At 59.5% G+C, this 18,816-nt stretch carries 13 protein-coding genes; 5 read left to right on the forward strand and 8 right to left on the reverse strand.

Annotation, left to right across the window (positions count from 1 at the left end):
* The 5 genes from Q1A63_RS24305 to Q1A63_RS24325 form a co-directional block, all read left to right on the forward strand.
* A partial coding sequence (locus Q1A63_RS24305) for a contractile injection system tape measure protein (protein WP_299632650.1) occupies nt 1-1,953 on the forward strand: 1,953 nt, incomplete at its 5' end.
* A complete protein-coding gene (locus tag Q1A63_RS24310; protein ID WP_298976555.1) occupies nt 1,946-3,301 on the forward strand; it encodes an ATP-binding protein in 1,356 nt (451 codons plus the stop codon). The genes Q1A63_RS24305 and Q1A63_RS24310, both read left to right, overlap by 8 nt.
* On the forward strand, nt 3,298-6,582 hold the full coding sequence (locus Q1A63_RS24315; RefSeq protein ID WP_298976554.1) for a hypothetical protein: 3,285 nt from the start codon (nt 3,298-3,300) through the stop codon (nt 6,580-6,582). The genes Q1A63_RS24310 and Q1A63_RS24315 overlap by 4 nt, the downstream gene beginning before the upstream one ends.
* A 111-nt stretch (nt 6,583-6,693) precedes the next feature.
* Complete coding sequence (gene gtdA / locus Q1A63_RS24320) at nt 6,694-7,743, forward strand: gentisate 1,2-dioxygenase (RefSeq protein WP_298976552.1); 1,050 nt, start codon at nt 6,694-6,696, stop codon at nt 7,741-7,743.
* Between the two features lie 15 nt (nt 7,744-7,758).
* On the forward strand, nt 7,759-8,727 hold the full coding sequence (locus tag Q1A63_RS24325; protein ID WP_298976550.1) for a D-2-hydroxyacid dehydrogenase: 969 nt from the start codon (nt 7,759-7,761) through the stop codon (nt 8,725-8,727).
* Between the two features lie 25 nt (nt 8,728-8,752).
* Here Q1A63_RS24325 and Q1A63_RS24330 read toward each other — a convergent pair whose 3' ends face one another.
* The 8 genes from Q1A63_RS24330 to Q1A63_RS24365 all read right to left on the reverse strand — a co-directional run bounded on the left by Q1A63_RS24330 (nt 8,753) and on the right by Q1A63_RS24365 (nt 18,794).
* On the reverse strand, nt 8,753-9,490 hold the full coding sequence (locus Q1A63_RS24330; protein WP_298976548.1) for an Asp/Glu racemase: 738 nt from the start codon (nt 9,488-9,490) through the stop codon (nt 8,753-8,755).
* The gene (locus Q1A63_RS24335) at nt 9,480-10,550 is read right to left on the reverse strand and encodes a histidinol-phosphate transaminase (protein WP_298976547.1); all 1,071 of its coding nucleotides are present in this window, start codon (nt 10,548-10,550) and stop codon (nt 9,480-9,482) included. The genes Q1A63_RS24330 and Q1A63_RS24335 overlap by 11 nt, the downstream gene beginning before the upstream one ends.
* Complete coding sequence (locus tag Q1A63_RS24340) at nt 10,547-12,199, reverse strand: hydantoinase B/oxoprolinase family protein (RefSeq protein WP_298976545.1); 1,653 nt, start codon at nt 12,197-12,199, stop codon at nt 10,547-10,549. The genes Q1A63_RS24335 and Q1A63_RS24340 overlap by 4 nt, the downstream gene beginning before the upstream one ends.
* On the reverse strand, nt 12,192-14,288 hold the full coding sequence (locus Q1A63_RS24345; protein WP_298976544.1) for a hydantoinase/oxoprolinase family protein: 2,097 nt from the start codon (nt 14,286-14,288) through the stop codon (nt 12,192-12,194). The genes Q1A63_RS24340 and Q1A63_RS24345 overlap by 8 nt, the downstream gene beginning before the upstream one ends.
* A gap of 230 nt (nt 14,289-14,518) precedes the next feature.
* Complete coding sequence (locus Q1A63_RS24350) at nt 14,519-15,118, reverse strand: zeta toxin family protein (protein ID WP_298976542.1); 600 nt, start codon at nt 15,116-15,118, stop codon at nt 14,519-14,521.
* Nucleotides 15,115-15,471, reverse strand: coding sequence for a hypothetical protein (locus tag Q1A63_RS24355; protein ID WP_298976540.1), 357 nt, complete (start codon nt 15,469-15,471; stop codon nt 15,115-15,117). The genes Q1A63_RS24350 and Q1A63_RS24355 overlap by 4 nt, the downstream gene beginning before the upstream one ends.
* A gap of 111 nt (nt 15,472-15,582) precedes the next feature.
* On the reverse strand, nt 15,583-16,611 hold the full coding sequence (locus Q1A63_RS24360) for an ACP S-malonyltransferase (protein WP_298976538.1): 1,029 nt from the start codon (nt 16,609-16,611) through the stop codon (nt 15,583-15,585).
* Nucleotides 16,608-18,794 carry an alpha-ketoacid dehydrogenase subunit alpha/beta gene (locus Q1A63_RS24365; protein ID WP_298976536.1) on the reverse strand — a complete coding sequence of 729 codons (2,187 nt, stop codon included), beginning with the start codon at nt 18,792-18,794 and terminating at the stop codon, nt 16,608-16,610. Before Q1A63_RS24365 ends, Q1A63_RS24360 begins: the two co-directional genes overlap by 4 nt.
* Nucleotides 18,795-18,816: the final 22 nt, after the last annotated feature.

The following is an 18,816-nucleotide window of genomic DNA, read 5'->3' on the forward strand; positions in this document are numbered from 1 at the left end:
GCTGAGACTGCTGAGACTGCTGAGACTGCTGAGACTGCTGAGACTGCTGAGACTGCTGAGACTGCTGAGACTGCTGATCGGACAGCCTCCCACACAAACTCAAAAACACGCTCCGAAAACTCGCCATCCTTGGCCGAAACGCGACCACGCAACCCAGTGGTCGATACGCCTGAACCGACTGCGCCAACGGCGGAAGATACAAGGCTGGCCGGTGATGGCGCTGGCCCCCGGCCCGGCAAGCCAGGCGACGGCAAGGGTGACGGATCTTTAGACAGTGCGCCGCGCAAAACTTTGGATCACTCCGGATCAGAAGAGGCCCCCACAGCTCTGAATGAAACGAGCCCCAGTTTAGGCAAATCGGGAGATTTGGAACACCCGGAGGCTTATGGCGACGACACCCAGTCTATGGCGCGAGGGGCATCAGAGGATACAGCCCGCGATGATCGGCGAACCATCGCAACGCGCGATCTCAATCCAGGAGATACTGTTCCACCTAACCAATCTGTGGGTGCCTCGGCTCTGCGTGCCGTCGCGCCGACACTCAAGGCTGTCGCGGATGGTCTCGACGCAGAAAGTGGCCTTCACTGGCGCGCATTGTTCGATTTGGTTTGGCAAGCCTTGCCAAGGGCTGATGTGGGGGCGCCGGAAGCCTCATTCGGGTACTCACCGTCAAGCGTCGCAACACCGCATCGCACGGGCAGCGAAACCGAAGAGGCTTCGCCGATGTCTGAACCATCCATTGGGCCTCTAAGCGATCAAAACCTGGCACCGAAGGGCGACGCGCTGGGGACTGCGGATGATGCGGAAAATCGGCCCGCCGCGCAGCAAGCTGACCCTAAGACAAACCGCGAAGCGACCGCTTCGGACTCTGAACCCCAAAGCGCACCACTTGCGAAACCCGACTTGTCCTTCGAACAAGACGGGGAGGACCCCAGTCCCCTTTCGGGTTCAGAAACAGAGCCGCGCACGTTGGATCCTGAGCAGGAATTGCCGGGCAGCGGGATGTCTTCTCCGACCCATACCCCGGATGCGAAGGCTCTAGATGGGGCGGAGACAGCCCATGACACCGCAGTCGAAGACACCTCAAGGGGCGCTAGATCCGAAAGCCACATTCACCCGTCTCATTCTGAAATGGAGCGCGCATACGCACAGGCGATTATGGCTCTGGTGACCGCCCCGCGCGGCCCTGACGATACGTTTGAGGCGTTCTTGGCGCAGCGATTGAGTGTCCTGTTTCCAGACACGCGCAATTTGCGCAAGGCGTTGCGGCAGGTCGCAGTACGGTTGAGCTACGCGGATGGTACGTATTCTCCAGCCTTGCGACACAGAGCGCTGTCTACGGTGGAAGCCCTTCTTGTGAACGCAAAGCGCGACAGAGCAAAAAGTGGCAGCGAATCCAACGTTACAGACCCTGTAAAGCCCGTTTCGACAGAACCCGGACTAAGCTACCTTTCACAGCGCGGCGGTCTGGTTTTATTCCACCCGTTCCTGCCGCTTCTATTCGAACGTCTGGACCTCTTGGATTCCAAACGACGGCTTCCAAAGCAGCATGTGCCCATCGCCAGACGCGCGCTGCAGTTGATTGGCGATCCGCAAGCCGTCGAAGATCAGCCCACCGATCCTGTTGAGAAACTGCTTTTGGGTCTGCCGCAAAACTGGGCGGCGCCAACAGGCAAGGTGGCGGAACCGCCTGACCTGGCTTTGATCAACAGCCTGCTTGCCTCGGTGATTGAGCGTTGGGGTGCGCTGGGGCAGACGTCACCAGACGGGTTGCGGGAGGCGTTTATCCGGCGCAACGCGACGCTGCGCGCGCAGGAAGCCTCTTGGGTGCTGCGTGTTGAACGTGGCCCGTTTGATATGTTGCTTGATCAGTTGCCATGGAGCTTTGGGACAGTTGCCCTGCCCTGGATGCCTGAGCCCTGCACCGTGAATTGGAGGGAGCAAGATGGCTGACGCCCAGGTACACCGCTTGCCTGACGCCGCACAGGTGACAGATCACGCCCGGGCCATCAGCGCGGAGCTGTCATGGCTGGCGCAGGTGATCGATGGTCGGCTGAAGCATTTTTTCGCCGGAACAGAGACTGAATTCGCATTGCAGTCCCCGCCCGATTTGCCGCCCGCATCGGCGTTGGCGCAGCTGATCAAACGCGCAAAGCTATCTCTGGAGGCGCGGTTGATATTGGCGCTGGCGATCGCGCCACATGTGCATTCCTCCATTCTTGATCCCTTTTTTGTCAAAAACACGCCCATTGATCGCGTGTTTTCGCAGTTCGGGGGCATCATCAATGAAAATGCCTTCCACCCCACGGCAGAAACGGCCCTGTTTCTGGTGGCCGGGTCGGACCCGACACAACGCATTCATGCGATGCATTATTTTGATGTCGATAACCCCTTGCGACAGGCGGCGGGGCTTGATCTTGGCACCACCTCCACCACGGTTTTTTCGGCCACGCTCCATCTTCCGGTGCACCGCGTTGTCGCCCTGTGCGAAGGATCCGCCCCAAAACCTGATTTTTCCCCAAGCTTTCCCGCCAAACGGCTCAAGACCGGGCTGGAGTGGGACGATCTCGCCCTGCCCCGTGATCTGCAACACAACCTGGGCCACATCATCGCCTGGTTGGAGAACAGGGAGCAGATTTTGGGTGACTGGGGCCTGTCGCGTCAATTGGGGGATGGCTTCAAGGCGCTTTTCTATGGTCCGCCCGGCACCGGCAAAACCCTGACCGCGTCGCTTTTGGGCAAACGCACCGGGTTGGACGTCTACCGCATCGACTTGTCGATGGTTGTCTCCAAATACATCGGCGAGACCGAGAAAAACCTCGGGCTTGTCTTTGACATGGCGGCGGAACGCGAATGGATCCTGTTTTTCGACGAGGCTGACGCGCTTTTTGGAAACCGTACCGCGACGACCTCTTCCAACGACCGATATGCCAATCAGGAAGTCTCCTATCTGCTGCAAAGGATCGAGGATTGTCGCAGCCTTGTGATCCTTGCAACCAACCTGCGTGGCAATATCGATGATGCGTTTTTCCGGCGCTTTCAGATGGCTCTGGGGTTCACCAGACCGGATCCGGAGCAGCGTCACAAGATCTGGTCAGGGCTGCTCGCACGCGTTCCCCTGGCCGACGACGTGGATGTGGACAAGATTGCGCAGGAACATGCGCTGGTTGGCGGATCAATCACCAATGTGGTGCGGCACGCAGCGATATCCGCCTTGCGGCGCAAGTCAGCGACGGTTTCCGCCAAGGATATCCGCAACGCAATCACAAGCGAAATGCGCAAAGAAGGACGTACAGCATGACCCCGTTGATCCAAAGGCTGTTGGCTGTCTTTGCCCTTTTGATCAGCCTGCTCCCGATGGGAGCAAGCGCGCAGGAGCAGGAGAGCGACCAGAGCTTTTGCCAGGCCTTGTTCAGTTCCCTCTCCGCCACCGATCTGTTCGACATCAAGACCCGAACGGTTTTGCCTGAGACCCTGAAAGATGCGGATCAGGTCACGCTTTTTGCAACGATGCAGCGGGGGTTGGCAACGTCGCTGCAGGACGCCAACCCCTTGCTGACCGATAGTACCTGGGGAAGCTACACCAGGGGTGGTCTGGCCCGACTGTGCGCCGAGATACCCGGTTTGACGACGGAAAACGGCGCTGCTGAAACGGTGAAACTGGCCGTCGAATTTGGTGATTTGACCTCCTATGCGCCGCTTTGGCGCGGACGCTTGACGGCGGTTGATAATTTCGTCTCGCTGACACCGGCCGAGACCCCCGATCTGACGCTCCTGCGCCTTGCAGGCACGCCTGCCATGACGGCAGTGGTGTTGCGGCCAAGCCTGAACGTTTCCTGTACCGGTCTTGCGGATGTTGCGCTGACCGATGATGCACAGGTGGCCTTTGACATTCTGGGGTTGGACGAGACACCAGAGGAGCTTTGTCAGGTCATTCCTGTTACGGGCGCGGGGACAAATTTTGTCGATGCGCTGGAGGCCTTTGGGCGGTTGGAGGCCGCCTTCCCCGGCGCGTTGGAGGATCTGCAAGACCCGGCTTTTGCGCGGTGGATGGCCAAGGATTTGCAGCGGCGCTTGTTCCTCTTGGCGGGCACAGAGCACACGGTTTTGTCTCTGTTGCAGGAATTTGAGACGGTGAAAACCCCTGACGCGGTGGCCGGTGTCGCGGAAGATCCGCCATCCTGCACGGTGGTATCTCAGCCCAGCACTCAGACCTTTTTCAGCTTCGATCAGCCGCAACTGGATCTTCTGGTGCAGACCGTGGACATCGCCGGATTGCTGGCGCCCCTCGCCGAACAAAGCTTTACCAATGCAGATCTGCTCAACACGGCGATCCGCGATCTGCTCAAGGATGCGCTGGACCTCTGCGGGCTGGATAGGATCAGCCAGCTTGTGTTGAGCCCTGAACAGTTGGGCCTCAGGTATCAGCTTGATCCGGAGCGGGTCGCCGGGTTCCAGCTGAACCCAGATCTGATCGATAGCGCCCCCATTCTGGCGCCCCTCACCGGCGTCAAGGTGGCCAATCGCGATGATCTGATCGCCGGGCTTGAGGTGAACCTGTCCAATGCGCTGACCGACGCATTGAACGCGCAGATCGAGGCCGCGGCAGATTTGCTCAGCGGTGCGGCGGAGGAGGTGACGGATACGCTGGATGTGGCACGCGTCGATCCGGAGAACTTCGAACCACTTGAATTGCCGCCGCTGCTTGGGATCACCGATGCCAGTGTAACCGCCGCCTTGCAGACGCTGACCAACGAGGTCTTTGCCCAGGCCATCTATGACGGTCCCTTCATCGTTGGGACAAATGTGGAACTGCTGAAAGCGGATGTCCGCGAACTGCTGCGCCCGCTTGTGCCCGATCAGGTCAATGAAATCGTGGCCCGCGACATGGCGCTGATCGATGCGGCGATCAGCAGTGACTGGCAGCTCACACAGGATTTGCTAGACGGGATCGTCGCGCTGCCCGACGTCATTCGCGCCGCGGGCGATGCCACGGCGGTAAATCTCGAAGCGCGCATGCAAACCCTCTTGGGCATAACCTATCCGACCGAAAGGCTTTTTCGCGCAGCACTCGATACCATCCCGCCTGCGACCGGCCAGACCGAAGATGCGCCACTTTCCAAGGAACTGGCGGCCCGGACTGTGGCCCTGGCCACGACACGGATCGAAAACACCGCGGATCCGCGTCTGACGGGCGATTTTGCCATTCCGAACTGCAATTGCATGCCTGAGCGGAACCTGCCCGGCAACAGCAATGTCTACGGCTTTTACCCCTTCTGGTTCTCTCCCCTTGCAGATGCTCCCGCTGAAAGCGAGGAGGTGCCGCCCGCCCCTGCCCCCATCGATTTCGGGCTGATCAGTCGGGTGGCATTCTACGGCTTGGAATTCAATTTCGAGTTTCCGGATGCTGCCGCGGGCGACCGGAACCTGCAGCTGAAAAATGTGACGCATTGGGTGAAGATGAAGCGCGACTTCATCAACAGCGCACACCGGCACCGCGCCGAAGTCGATCTCGCCTTTGATCTGCGCAACTGGGCGGAGTGGTCGGAGCGCGAGTTGTCTTATGCAATCGAGCGCATTGTGGATCAATCGGAGCCCATCGAGCGGTTTCGCGACCACTCACTCAATGGCATCAGGGATGCAATCCCGACGCTTTTTGACACGATGCAACCGGATGGCGTCACCCTGATTTTCGAGGATTATTCCGGTCGGCCCAATGACGATGTAAACGCCAGCAAAATGATCAGCATCATTGAGCAGGTGCAGAATGAAGTCAGCCAGCGCGGTCAGTCCGTGAACGTCGCTTTCGACTTCTCCCTGATCGATGTCTCCCCGAGCGAAGCGCTGATGAACGATCTGCGCGAATTGCTGATTGCCGGCGAAGATGGCGAGAAGACGGTCAACAAGATCCTCGTTTTCCTTGAACGGCCCACCACGGAGACCAAAAAGAACCTGCGCGCGCGCATGGACCACGGCGATTTTCGCGGCACGGAACGGTCCACCGTGTTGCGCAGCATCATCCCGGTTCTGCCCCCTGCCGCGCATGAATTCGTGAAACAACGCCCGCTTGACGATCAGGACCCAGATCCGAACAAAGAGGCCTTCAGCCAGTTTGTCGATGACGTGGTTTATTTTCAGGATAACTTTGCAGGCATCGGTTTCTGGCCTGTCCCGCTGGTTGATGCGCCTGAAACGCCCAGACTGGCCGAGATCATCGCGTCTGAATGGAACGCGCCGACCCTGCCCGCGGAACTGGCGATCATACAAGGCACCTTTGATCAGGTCTGCACCTGGTCCTGCCCAAGACGCGCCTATATCGCGTTGGTCACGATGGCCGTTTTTGCGGTGGTTGCCTTGCTCACATGGCGGTCCTTCTACAGCGGATTGGTGGATAAGATCGCGTTCCGTCTGGGGTTTGTGCGCATTGGGGTGGCGGGTATTCTGGCGATGCTGGTCATCCTGACCGTCTGTGACCATAAGGCGGTCTGGCCCCAGGTCTTCCTGATTGCGCTGATCCTTCTGCTTTTGCTCACGCTGTTGTTCAATTTCATCCAACGTGCCCGCAACGGTCCCAAACCCTAGCTTTAGTGGCCTAGCAGCGCGCAATCCCTGGCGGGCAATGCCACGCTCGCGTGTCATCGAAAATCTGCTAGCCTGATGGTGTCCGGATGTTTCGAACCGCTGGAGAGCCGCATGTCGCTGACAGAAAAACCCGCAATCACGCCTGAACGCCTCGCGTTTTATGAGAAGATCGACAAGGAAGCCTTCACCCCGCTCTGGGAAGTCATGTCGAGCATCATCACCCCGGAGCCCAAGAGCGATTGCCATCCGCATCTCTGGAGGTTCGCCGATGCGAAAGCGCATTTACTGGAAGCAGGTGGCCTGATCAGCGCCAAGGAGGCGGGGCGGCGCGTTCTGATCCTCGAAAACCCCGGGCTGCGCGGGACCTCAAAGATTACCACATCGCTTTATGCTGGGCTGCAACTGGTCATGCCGGGGGAGGTTGCGCCAGCACATCGTCACAGCCAGACGGCATTGCGGTTCGTGCTGGATGGGTCCGGCGCGCATACCGCCGTCAACGGAGAGCGGACCGAGATGCGGTACGGCGATTTTGTCATCACGCCGCCCAATGCATGGCATGATCACGGAAACGAAACGCATGAACCGATGATCTGGCTCGATGGGTTGGACATTCCGCTGGTGTCCTTTTTCGATGCGTCTTTTGCGGAAGGGTTCGAGGCAGAGGCACAACCGGTAACGCGGGAAACGGGTGACAGTCTGGCGCGATTTGGAGCTAATATGCTGCCGGTCGACTTCGAGACAAAATCCGCGGCCTCACCACTCTTCAACTATCCTTACGAACGCTCTCGGGCAGCTTTGGAAAAGATGAAAGAGCAAGCGGATTGGGATCCCTGCCACGGGTTGAAAATGCGCTATGTGAACCCGCTTGATGGTGGGTATGCGATGCTGACGATGGCAACCTTCCTGCAGCTTCTGCCGAAGGCATTCCAAACGGCGGCCTATCGCGCCACGGATGCAACCGTCTTCACTGTTGTCGAAGGGACCGGGCGCAGCACCATCGGTGACAAGACCTATGAATGGGGTCCAAAGGACATCTTCGTTGCGCCCTCGTGGCACTGGATCAGGCATGAAGCCGATGAAGAGACGGTAATTTTCTCCTACTCGGACAGGGCCGCGCAAGAGAAGCTGGGCCTTTTCCGCCAGGATCGCGGCAACAATTGACGATAGGACTACCTTATGAGCAGCGCGCCCGTTGTTATTCTGCACACGGAAAATCCGGACCCGGCATTGCAGATCGCCACCGCCGCGCATCCTGATCTGGAGATCCATACCTGCGATTCATACGCCGCTTTGCCGCAGATGATTGCGGATAATGCTGCCGAGGTGGTCTATTCCGTGCGCTTTGCCGGCACGCCTGGCTTTCCCCGCGACGCCACTGTGAACAGCGCGACGATCCGCTGGTTGTCTGTTGGGGGGTCGGGCACGGATCATCTGGGCACATGGGACAGCAAACGGCTGACCGTGACCAATGCAGGGGGGGTCGCGGCGGATATGATGGCCGAATACACGCTAGGCGCGATGCTGCATTTCTCACTGGACCTACCGGGGTTCAAGCGCGCGCAAAAGGAACGCCATTGGAGCGCTGGAAAGGTTGAACCCATTGCAGGCAAAACCATTCTCATCGTTGGTTTGGGAAGGACCGGGCAGGCTATTGCGCAGCGGTGCAAAGCCCTCGGGCTGAGGGTTTTAGGGGTGCGTGCACGCCCCGCGCCGCTCGACCACGTTGATGTGGTGCAGGGCATGGCAGATCTGCCAGATCTTTGGCCGCAAGCGGATTTTATTGCGGTGTGCGTGCCGCTACTGGACAGCACCCTTGGCATGATTGACGCCACAGCGATCAAGATGATGAAACGCAACGCGGTTCTGATAGATGTATCCCGCGGGGGCGTTGTCGATCAGAAGGCACTGGCGCAGGCGCTTCAGAAAAACGCGCTCAAAGGAGCGGCCCTGGATGTATTCGAAACAGAACCATTGCCCGAGGACAGCCCGTTCTGGGAGATGCCGAATGTCATCGTAACCCCGCATTGTGCCTCCGTGTATGACGGCTGGGATCTGAAGTCGGTGCGCATGTTTTGCGACAACCTGACGAGATACCGGCGCGGCACACCGCTATTGAACATCGTTGATCCCGTACGCGGGTATTGAGCCTGCGCCACGCGCTTAGCGTCCTTTACAGACGATCAAACAGCCGCCCCGGCGCGTTAGAATGACAAGGCAGGTCCAACGCCTGCGTGATCGCGAAGATCATCGCCTGGTTGGAAGTGACCACCGGCTTGGCGAGCCTTGCTTCGATCCGTGCAATTGCCTCAACCGACCGCATATCGGTGCAGGAGAGAACAATCGCCTGCGCCTGTGGGTGATCTGCCTGCAGGGCAAGGTCATAGACCTCCGAGGGTGTCAGCGCACCCTGCCCGTAGTTTCCAAGATCGCGCCCGATATCGACACGCTGAACAACGTCGACGCCCTCTTGAGCCAAAAATGCAATCGCCTGATCGTTGATGTCGCCGACGTAGGGCGATGCAAAACCAACCCGCGTGATGGCCAGAGCGTTCAGCGCGATGATCAGCGACCCCGCAGCTGTAAAGGACAGCGCACCGGAGAGCTCCGCGATCCGTGTCGCAAGTTCGCGATCAAAGGTACGCCCGTGTGTCAGCGTCGCCGAGGTGCAGCCATAGAGCACCGCCGCCGGGCGGACACCGGAAATCAAGCGCAGGTTTTCCGAAATATCGGAAGCGCCGAGCCCAGCCATCTGATCGGAACCGGGTATTTCATTGATGTCGTACCCCCCCATTCGTTCGAAATGCACGGTGCAGCCGGGCGGGCACAGCGCCATCATATCCGGCTCCAGATTGCAGTTGGTAAAGGGCACAAGCACCCCGATTTTTGGCCCGGTGCGATCACTTTTCATCCGTGGCCTCCCGCACCAGAATATCGGCAACGGTCGCCATCACATCCTGCGTTCCGATCGTGACGCGCAAACAAGACCCAAGACCGTATCCACCCATCGCGCGCAGAACATATCCTTCGGCACGCAGGAGGGTATCCGCCCGGGTGGCGCGCTCGGCAGTGGCATAGGCGATCAGCACGAAATTCGTATGGCTCTCTGGAACGGTCAATCCGGCCTGCCGCAGCTGCTCGGAAAAACCATCCCGAATTTGCGCGGTCCGGCTCACGATCCCGCGCATATGCGCCTGATCGCGCATCGCTGCCGCGGCCATCTGTTGGCTGACACGCGGGACGTTGTTCGGGTTCAGGAGTTTGCGCACCTCTAGGGCGATTGTGCCGGGAAACAGCCCCCAGCCAACACGGGCAGATGCTAAACCGTAGGCCTTGGAAAAGCTGCGGATCACAATGGTATTCCCGCGCGCTACCAGCGCAAAGACCTCGCGCGGGTCCTGATCGTCAAATTCACCGTAGGCCTGATCCACCACCAACAGCACCGTGTCGGGCAAGCCATCGCGCAACCGGGAAATTTCCGCATTGGCGATCCGCGTCCCCGTGGGATTGCCGGGGTTGCAAATGAAAACGACACGCGTTCTGGCCGTGACTTTTTCCAGCATATGGTCAACCGAAACGGTGAAATCCGTTTCCGCAGCTGCAATATATGTTGCGCTAGCCTGTTGCGCGGCGGTGGCCGCAAAGAGATAGCCATATTGCGATCCGAGAACCTCATCCCCTGGTCCGGCGAAGGCGCGAATGACACATCCGATCAATTCCATCGATCCCGCGCCACAGAGAACCTGCTCAGGCGGGACTGCGTGCACCTCTGCAATGGTGCGGCACAGGTCCCCCCAATCCGGGTCGGGGTAAAGTGGTCCGTCACGCAGAGCCTGCGTTCCTGCATCAATCGCTGTCGGGCTGGGAGCGAAAGCGCATTCGTTTTGCGCTAGTGAGATCGCGGTGCTGCTGCCGACGTCGGCAAGCGCATAGGCGGGCATGTCCGCCACGGATTTTACCGCGCGGATCATGTCCTGACCCCGTAGAGCGCTTGCGCGGCCCCCGGTGTGACAACGCCACACTTCACATCAGATTGTATCGCCGCCCGGTCGCGCTGCGCAGGATCGCCAAAACCCCCGCCACCCGGCGTCTCGAAGATCAATCGTTCCCCAGCATCAACCCGCAGCTCGCATTTGCCCGGAATGTCATCCACACGACCGCTGACGCGGATACGCCCCGGTGCGCCGGATCGCCCGCCCTGTCGCCCCGCCGCCGGGTTTTCAAGACGTTCGACGGATAGGAAGACCAGAAAGGGCTGATCGATTGCGGAGGACAATTCGATCACCTGACCCAGACCCCCCCGATATTGACCGGCACCGCCTGAGTCGGGACGTAACTCGCGCCTCCAGATGGTGATGGGCGCAACGGCTTCGGCGATTTCGACCTGGCTGCCGAAGACGCCAGAGGGAAACGCGGTCGCCGACAGCCCGTCTGAGGTCGGGCGCGCGCCCGTACCCCCGTTGTGCACCAGTTCAATGGCAAATCTGCGCCCACCATCACGCGCCGCGTCAGCCGTGTGACGCATTGGCAAATCATACATGCAGGAAGCCCCTTCGGCGGGGATCAGATCGGGCAAGGCCTGATGCAAACACCCCAGCACAAGGTCAGGTGTCATTTGGCCCAGCGTATGGCGCATCGCTACCGGCGCGGGATGCTCTGCGTTCAGAATGCATCCCGGCGGCCCGGTCACCACGAAGGGGGCCAATGATCCTGCGTTGTTTGGAATATCCGGCCCGATGATACAGCGCATCGCAAATACCGAATAGGCCGCAGCATAGTTCAGCGGCACATTGATGCCTTTGGATGAACAGGGCGATGTCCCGGCGAAATCCAGATGCAGGCCGTCCTTGCGCACGGTCAGCGTCGCACGCAGGGTTAGGGGGACATCATAGCCATCCATCGTCATTTCATTGATGTATCGCCCCTCCGGAACCTGGCTGATGGCATCCAGCGTCCCCCGTCGGGAGGTTTCAATGATATAGTGTGACAGGCGATCAAGATCGCTGAGATCGAATTCATTCATCATCGCCGCCAGCCGGGCCGCACCCGCTTCACAACAGGCGATAAGCGCATAGATATCGCCCTCGTTGGCGATGGGTTCGCGTGAATTGGCCTGCACGATGTCCATCAACAAGGTGTTGACGGTACCCTGATCCACCAGTTTGCAGGGCGGGATCAACAGACCCTCATCGTAGACATCTGAGCCTTCAGGGCCCATCCCGAGCCCTCCCAAATCCACCAGATGTGAGGTGCATGACGTATAGCCAACCACATGCCCTTGCCGGAACACCGGCATCATCAGCAAAAAGTCGTTCAGGTGCCCCGACGCCAACCAGGGATCGTTCGTCATGTAGATGTCACCGGGTTTCATGGTCTCCGCCGGGAAGCGCGCGCGCAGGTGTTTCACCGCCTCCGCCATCGTGTTGATATGCCCCGGGGTGCCGGTGACGGCCTGCGCAAGCATCTCGCCGCGGGCGTCGAAGATACCAGCCGAAATATCACCGCATTCCCGCACAATCGGCGAAAATGCCGCGCGGATCAGGGTCTGCGCCTGTTCTTCGACAACGGCCACCAGGCGGTTCCACATCACTTGTAGGTGGGCGGGCGAGATATCAGTCACTTTGGGTCTCCCGGGTCAGAATGAGGGTGCCGCGCATGTCCACGTCCAGGGTGAAATCCGCACCCACAAATGTGGTTGTTTGCGGCTCTGCGATCAGCGCGGGCCCGGACAGATGGTCACCCGGTCTGAGCACCTCTCGCGGCACAAAAGCCGCTTCGCGAAAAACCCCGCTGACGTCGCAGAAGATGCGCTTTGTCCGGGTCGGCTGGATATGTCGCAAGCGGGGTTGCGCCGTGATTTCGGACAAGGGCCGCATGGGTGTCGAAAGATGCACCGACCAATTCAGAATCTCGATGTTCATACCGGGCACGGGCCGGGAAAACTGAGCGGAATAGGCGGTTTCAAACGCAGCAGTCAGCGATTTCAGATCTTCCGCTGAGATCGCGCGATCCGGCAGCGCGATTTCGATCTCATGCCCCTGCCCGTGATAGCGCATGTAGGCTGATCTGCGGGTGGTGATTGGTGCTTCGGCGTCACCCTGACGCACCACTGCAAGGGCTTCACGGCACATGTCCCCCAGCAACCTGTTGATCGCCGCAATGTCCATTTCTGCCAATAACGCGTAGCGGCTGCGCACGATCTCGAAGGACACAGGCGCAAACAGAAACCCCAACGCGGAGCCGACACTGGGGTTGGCCGGGATCAGAACCCGTGACACCCCGGCGCTGCGGGCCACGCGACATGCATGCAGCGGCCCGTTACCACCAAAGGCGATCATCGTGCGCTGGCTCAACACCTTACCGGATTCCACCGCATGAGTGCGCGCGGCACTGGCCATGCTTTCATCGACTATACGGCTCACCCCATCCGCCGCGCCGCAAGCATCCAGACCCAGCGGCATGCCAAGTGTTGTCAGAAGCACCTCCTCCGCTGCCGCCGTTTCGATTGCAAACTGACCTTCGGCAAAATTTTCCGGCTGAATATAGCCGAGGACCACATCCGCATCTGTAACGGTCGGATCACCCCCACCCCGACCAAAAGCCACCGGTCCAGGTTCTGATCCGGCGCTTTTGGGTCCGACCGTCAAACGCCCCAGCCGGTCCACTGCGGCAATGGATCCGCCGCCAGCGCCGATCTCGATCATGTCAATCACGGGGATGCGTACCGGCATGCCGGATCCCTTGATGAACCGGGCCGCCCGACCAATTTCGAACTGCCGGGAGGTTTGCGGCGTCGCATCATCGATCAGGCACAGCTTGGCCGTCGTGCCGCCCATATCAAATGACAGCACCGCGCCAAGATTGTTTTCCCTGGCAATCCGGGCCGCCAGGATCGCGCCACCTGCAGGACCGCTTTCAACCAGCCGGATCGGGAACTGGCCTGCCGTGTGCAATGTGGTCATGCCACCCCCCGCCGTAATCATCAGGATCGGGCACCGCAGCCCTTTTGATTTGAACGCAGAGGCAAAGGCGTCAAGGTAACGGGCCATCAGCGGCTGGATATAGGCATTGGCCACAGTGGTGCAGAGCCGGTCAAACTCCCGCGCTTCGGGGCTGACCTCGGAACTGATGGATATCCGCAGATCCGGGCGCACATCCTGTAAAAGGCGCCGCAACCGCTGCTCATGCGCGGGGTTTGCATAAGCATGCATCAAGCAGATTGCCACCGCTTCGGCCTTGCAGTCATCCAGCTTGGCGATCAGATCCGCGATGCTGGCCTCGTCCAGGGCGATCAAAACCTCTCCCGAGGCGGACATGCGTTCGCGCACCGTCAACGCGCGATCCCGGGGCACCAGGAAATCGGTCTTTTGCAAATTGATATCATATTGGCTGTAGCGCCGTTCGTAGCCAATTTCGAGGATGTCGCGAAATCCTTCGGTCGTAATCGTCGCAACCCGCGCCCCACGCTTTTCGATCAGCGCATTGGTGGCCAGGGTGGTGCCGTGGATGAACCCTATGATGTCCGTCATGCTTGCAGTGGCGTCCGCCAACGCCCGCGTTGCGCCAAGGAGGGCACCTTCTGCCGGATTGTCATGCGTGGTCAGTGTTTTGGTCGAAGCGATGACCGCATCCGCCGCGTCAACCAGCACGGTGTCGGTGAAGGTACCACCAATATCGATGGCAAGCCGCAAGGGCGCAAGAAATGTCATGTGGGATGGTCCGGAGTACGTTCAGGGGGGATCGGCGTTCAACCCGCCCTAACTTGCGACGAGATCACACCCCGTGACCCGACGCATCATCGGTGCGTAAACAAAAACTGTTTTGGCGGCGCTGTTTGTCATGCAATCAGTCTTTTTATGCTACGCCGATTAACGATGCCCAAGCTGGTATCTGTCAACAATAATCTGATGTCGGGGTGTTCAGCAGCTAAAGCACATGTCTAGTGCGTCAGATCTTTGGCATAGATGTCGTGCACCCATCGCGGTACGTGGCTCAAGACAAAAGACACCTGACCGTTTTTGAACGACAGCACCCGTTTTGGTGGTTCGTTCAGGGCTGAATTGTCAAATACATGGCCCACATCGCTTAACAGCACCGCCTGGCGGATCAGTGGCCCGTTGCGATCGTATCGTCCCCTGATCTTCTCCTCCGGTACGGCATGACCGCCTTCCCTGACCCGCTCGGTGACACGCGCCACAGACAAATCAGGATGTGCGACGCCCACATGAAACAGCATGATCCGGTAGCCAAGCGCCTTTGCCTGCTGGATCAGTTCCAGTTTGGAAGGGTGCGAAAAGACAGATTCCGTGGCGAAGCTCTTGCCCGCTTTGAGCAGTTTATCCCGCCGTTCCGCCGCCAATCGGGCCGCTTTGTAGGCGGCATCCAGATCGTCCTGCTGCAATTCATTGCGATGAATTTCATCGGCATTGATGAATGGCGCTGCAAAACCCGGTTGCACGCGCGTCTCGAAAAGAGTCGATTTGCCCGCGCCATTTGGTCCGGCAAGCATCACCAGAGTGGGTCGCTTGTTTGGGGTCACTCTTTGGCGGCGGATGCCTGATGCACCAGCTCACCCGCATCTGTCATACCGACGCCACGACCGAGCTGTTTGCGGTTTGCAAAAAACGCATGTTCCGCATCGCCGGGTTCTGCCATGTCCTCGGCAAATTGCGCAAACCAGACCTCCTGCTCTTCAGCAGTCAGATCATCCGGGGACAGCGCGGCCTCCAACGCGGCGCTGACATGCGCGTAGTCAAAGGCCGGTGATTGCTCGATCGCGCGACCGATGTTGATCCAATGGGTAATCTGCCCGGCCACAGACCGGCTTTGCAGGCTGGATTCTTTGCGCACATACCGCATCACATCATCGGCAAGCTTCACTGACTGGGCCATTGTGGTTCCTCCATCCAAGAGGTGGCAAAATGCTACCTTCTCTATATATGGCACCTAAATTACAAATGTCCAGTTAATGCCCCAAGCGTCTGTGCGCTCACGCTACCCACCTTAAATGACCGAACTCCGCTGGCTTTCCATCCCCATGGAGGCAAGCAGCGGCACCTGTTTCTGTCGTTTCTGAAAATCCTGCTTGCTGCGCATGCCGCGCCACTCCGCGAGAATCAGAGACTGTGCAACAGCGCCGCCAAGCGTTGATCCCGGTCCTGTGATGATAAAGAGGTCCGGCGCAAATTCACGGGCAGCCACTGAGACCGCGCGGGTGAAATCATAGCTTTCGGTCACCTGATGCCCCAGCGTGTAGTCCCAAAGCGCCCCGGTATTGGTGGCCCCCGGCCACCAGATGGCACCGCGCCCGTCGATCATGGGTATGGCCGGTTGTCCAAAACCGGTGACGTCGATCTGATCCCTGCCCTGTTTTGCGACGTCGGACTGCAAACCTGTGTGGAACGCCGCGTGGTTGGGCAAACGCATCGGAAAGCGATCCTGCGTGCGGGGCACTGCAGCTTCGAAGGCGGAAAGCCCCGCCGCGTTTCCGGCCAGAACCAGCATCCCACCCAGATCAATGGACAGGGCAAGAACATGGTCCGCTTGTGCGTTGATCTCATGCACCTGCGCCATCAGATCTGCCTTGCGCGCAGGATCGGCGCGCCAATCCTCACCAACAAAGGGATAGATCAATTGCCCACCGATCATCGCCGCCTGCATCAATGTGCCCATGGTATTGGCTAGATTGAAGCCAGTGTTCGCCGACACCGCCCCAGCGCAAGCCAGAGCGGAATACCACCCCATGGAGTTGCCAGTAACCGCAACAATCTCGATCCGGTCCCGGTCGATTGACAGGAAATCGCCAAGCGTGGCGGCATAAATCAACCCGGATGCATTGTCGCCACGGCTGTGCCGGGCGCTCGAATAGCGCGGCGCGCTGTCCAGTTCCGTCAACGTCGTTTGCCCCGCGTTTTCACGCAGCACATCAAAACCGGCCAGCATGTCCGCATCCGGGAAATGCTGTCCGAGGTAGCCAAGTTCGGCCTTGTTATAGGTCCCGCGACCCGGGCAGATCACCACAGCTGTTGTCATTGCGCGCCCTCCCAAAGCGCGTGCGCCGCCGCGATGATGCTGTCCGAGGACGGCATTGTCGCCGCATAGGCAGGTCCGGTTGCAATGAAGCTGTCTTCTGCCGCCAGACGGGCATGGGGCATTTCCGTACGCTCGCTCAGCAAAGCCATCAGCGCTTCAGACACCCCCCCCGTTCTGCGGGTTTCATCCACGATCAACGCATGCGAGCAGCCTTTCAATGCTGCCAGCAGCGCCTCCTCCGGCAAGGGGGACAGCCACCGCAGGTCAATCACCCGCGTATCAATCCCATCCTGATCCAGTACCGCTTGCGCCTGTCTGGACAGCAGATGCCCATTGCCAAAGCTGATGATGGCCAGTGGTCCGTCGCCTGTCACACCAACCTCCCCAAGGGCGATGCGTTCATCTTGCGGCGGATAAAGCTGCATCCACGCCCCGTCTCCAGCCGCTTGCAGATCACGCATGGGATAAAGCGCAATGGGCTCCAGAAATACCACCACGCGCTGCTCTTCGCGGGCCAGTCGCACGCATTCACGCAGCATCCTTGCCGCATCTGCCCCATGCGAGGGACAGGCCAGAATCAGGCCGGGGATGTCGCGCAGAACGGCGACCGAATTGTCATTGTGAAAGTGACCGCCAAAGCCTTTCTGGTAGCCCAGACCCGCAATCCGCACCACCATCGGGTTGGTGAATTGCCCGTTCGAGAAAAACGGCAAGGTGGCCGCTTCGCCTCGCAGCTGATCCTCAGCATTATGCAGATAGGCCAGAAACTGAATCTCCGGGATTGGCAGAAACCCGTTCTGAGCCATGCCGATGCCAAGGCCCAGAATGGATTGCTCGTCCAGCAAGGTATCGATGGCGCGGTCCGGACCAAACCGGGAGAGGAGCTTTTGCGTCACCCCGTAAACGCCGCCTTTGCGCCCCACGTCTTCGCCCAGCAGGACGACTTCGGGATGGGTCAGCATCAGATCGGTCAGGGCCCAGTTGATCAGGCGCGACATGATTTGCGGCTCCTGCATCGCTTTGAGGTCACCGCCAAACGCTGCGGCGCGCGCCTCAGGCGTCGGCCCATTTGTCGGACGGCAGGCCCGTTTGGGCGGGATCAGCGAGGCCATTACATCGCTGGCCGTCTGCAACTTCGGGCGTGTGATCACTTCTGCCGCGATGCGTTCAACACGCGCACAGGTGTCCTTGTAGATCTCGAGCGCCACTGTCCCTGTCAGCGCCCCGTTCTCCTGCAACAACCGCACCGCGTGCAGCAGTGGATCGTTGGCCTCGTCAGCCTCAACTTCATCCCGGCTGAGATAGGTTGTCGGCACATCGGCACCCGCATGACCATAGAGCCGCACGGTCCGGACATGCAGGAATGCCGGCTTACGCTGGGTGCGGACGTACTGCGCCGCCTCAGACGCCACCCGGAACGTGTGGTAAACATCCAGCCCATCGCAATAAAAATACCGCAACCCCGGGCGGTTTGCGAAACTGGACGCGATCCACCCTTTCGGGGTCTTGACCGAAATCCCAATCCCGTTGTCTTCACAGACAAACAGCAAGGGCAAAGGGGCATTTTGATAGGACGTCCAGGAGGCGGTGTTAAACGCACCCTGCGCCGTTGAATGATTGGCCGAGGCATCCCCGAATGAGCAGAGCACCAGGCTATCGGGCGCAAGCTGCTGATGTTCGGGCCGATGTCTGCGCGCGGCTCCGATGGCATAGGCGCTGCCGACGGCCTTTGGTAAATGCGAGGCGATTGTCGATGTTTGCGGCGGGATCATCAGCGGCTTTGATCCAAGAACCTTGTGGCGCCCACCCGATATCGGATCCTCGGAGGAGGCCGCAAAGCTCAGCAGCATGTCCCAGGCGGGCGACTGTCCGGGCACCTGCCCTGCCCGCGCAATCTGAAACGCCGCATCCCGGTAGTGCAAAAATGCCATATCTGTCGGACGCAGCGCAGCCGCCACAGCTGCCATCCCTTCATGCCCGGAAGAGCCAATGGTGTAGAACCCCTCGCCCGCCTTTTGCATCTTGCGCGATTGCATATCGAGCGCGCGGCTCAGGCATCCCGCCCGAAAAATCGCAACAGCAGTTTCAGAGGGCAGTGGCCCCGCCGCGCGCTGACCTGTCGGCAAATCACCCGCAGCAACGCGTCTGAGGAAGTTTTCGTGAACAATTGCGGCGCGGTCCATCAGAACACCTTCAACGCGTGCG

The organism is uncultured Roseobacter sp. (assembly GCF_947499265.1).
Taxonomy (GTDB): domain Bacteria; phylum Pseudomonadota; class Alphaproteobacteria; order Rhodobacterales; family Rhodobacteraceae; genus Roseobacter.

Coding starts and splice junctions, on each gene's coding strand:
- Q1A63_RS24335 (WP_298976547.1), bottom strand. CDS start 10,550: ATGATCCGCGCGGTAAAATCCGTGGCGGACATGCCCGCCTATGCGCTT.
- Q1A63_RS24355 (WP_298976540.1), bottom strand. CDS start 15,471: ATGGCCCAGTCAGTGAAGCTTGCCGATGATGTGATGCGGTATGTGCGC.
- Q1A63_RS24310 (WP_298976555.1), top strand. CDS start 1,946: ATGGCTGACGCCCAGGTACACCGCTTGCCTGACGCCGCACAGGTGACA.
- Q1A63_RS24315 (WP_298976554.1), top strand. CDS start 3,298: ATGACCCCGTTGATCCAAAGGCTGTTGGCTGTCTTTGCCCTTTTGATC.
- Q1A63_RS24345 (WP_298976544.1), bottom strand. CDS start 14,288: ATGACATTTCTTGCGCCCTTGCGGCTTGCCATCGATATTGGTGGTACC.
- Q1A63_RS24330 (WP_298976548.1), bottom strand. CDS start 9,490: ATGAAAAGTGATCGCACCGGGCCAAAAATCGGGGTGCTTGTGCCCTTT.
- Q1A63_RS24325 (WP_298976550.1), top strand. CDS start 7,759: ATGAGCAGCGCGCCCGTTGTTATTCTGCACACGGAAAATCCGGACCCG.
- Q1A63_RS24365 (WP_298976536.1), bottom strand. CDS start 18,794: ATGGACCGCGCCGCAATTGTTCACGAAAACTTCCTCAGACGCGTTGCT.
- gtdA (WP_298976552.1), top strand. CDS start 6,694: ATGTCGCTGACAGAAAAACCCGCAATCACGCCTGAACGCCTCGCGTTT.
- Q1A63_RS24360 (WP_298976538.1), bottom strand. CDS start 16,611: ATGACAACAGCTGTGGTGATCTGCCCGGGTCGCGGGACCTATAACAAG.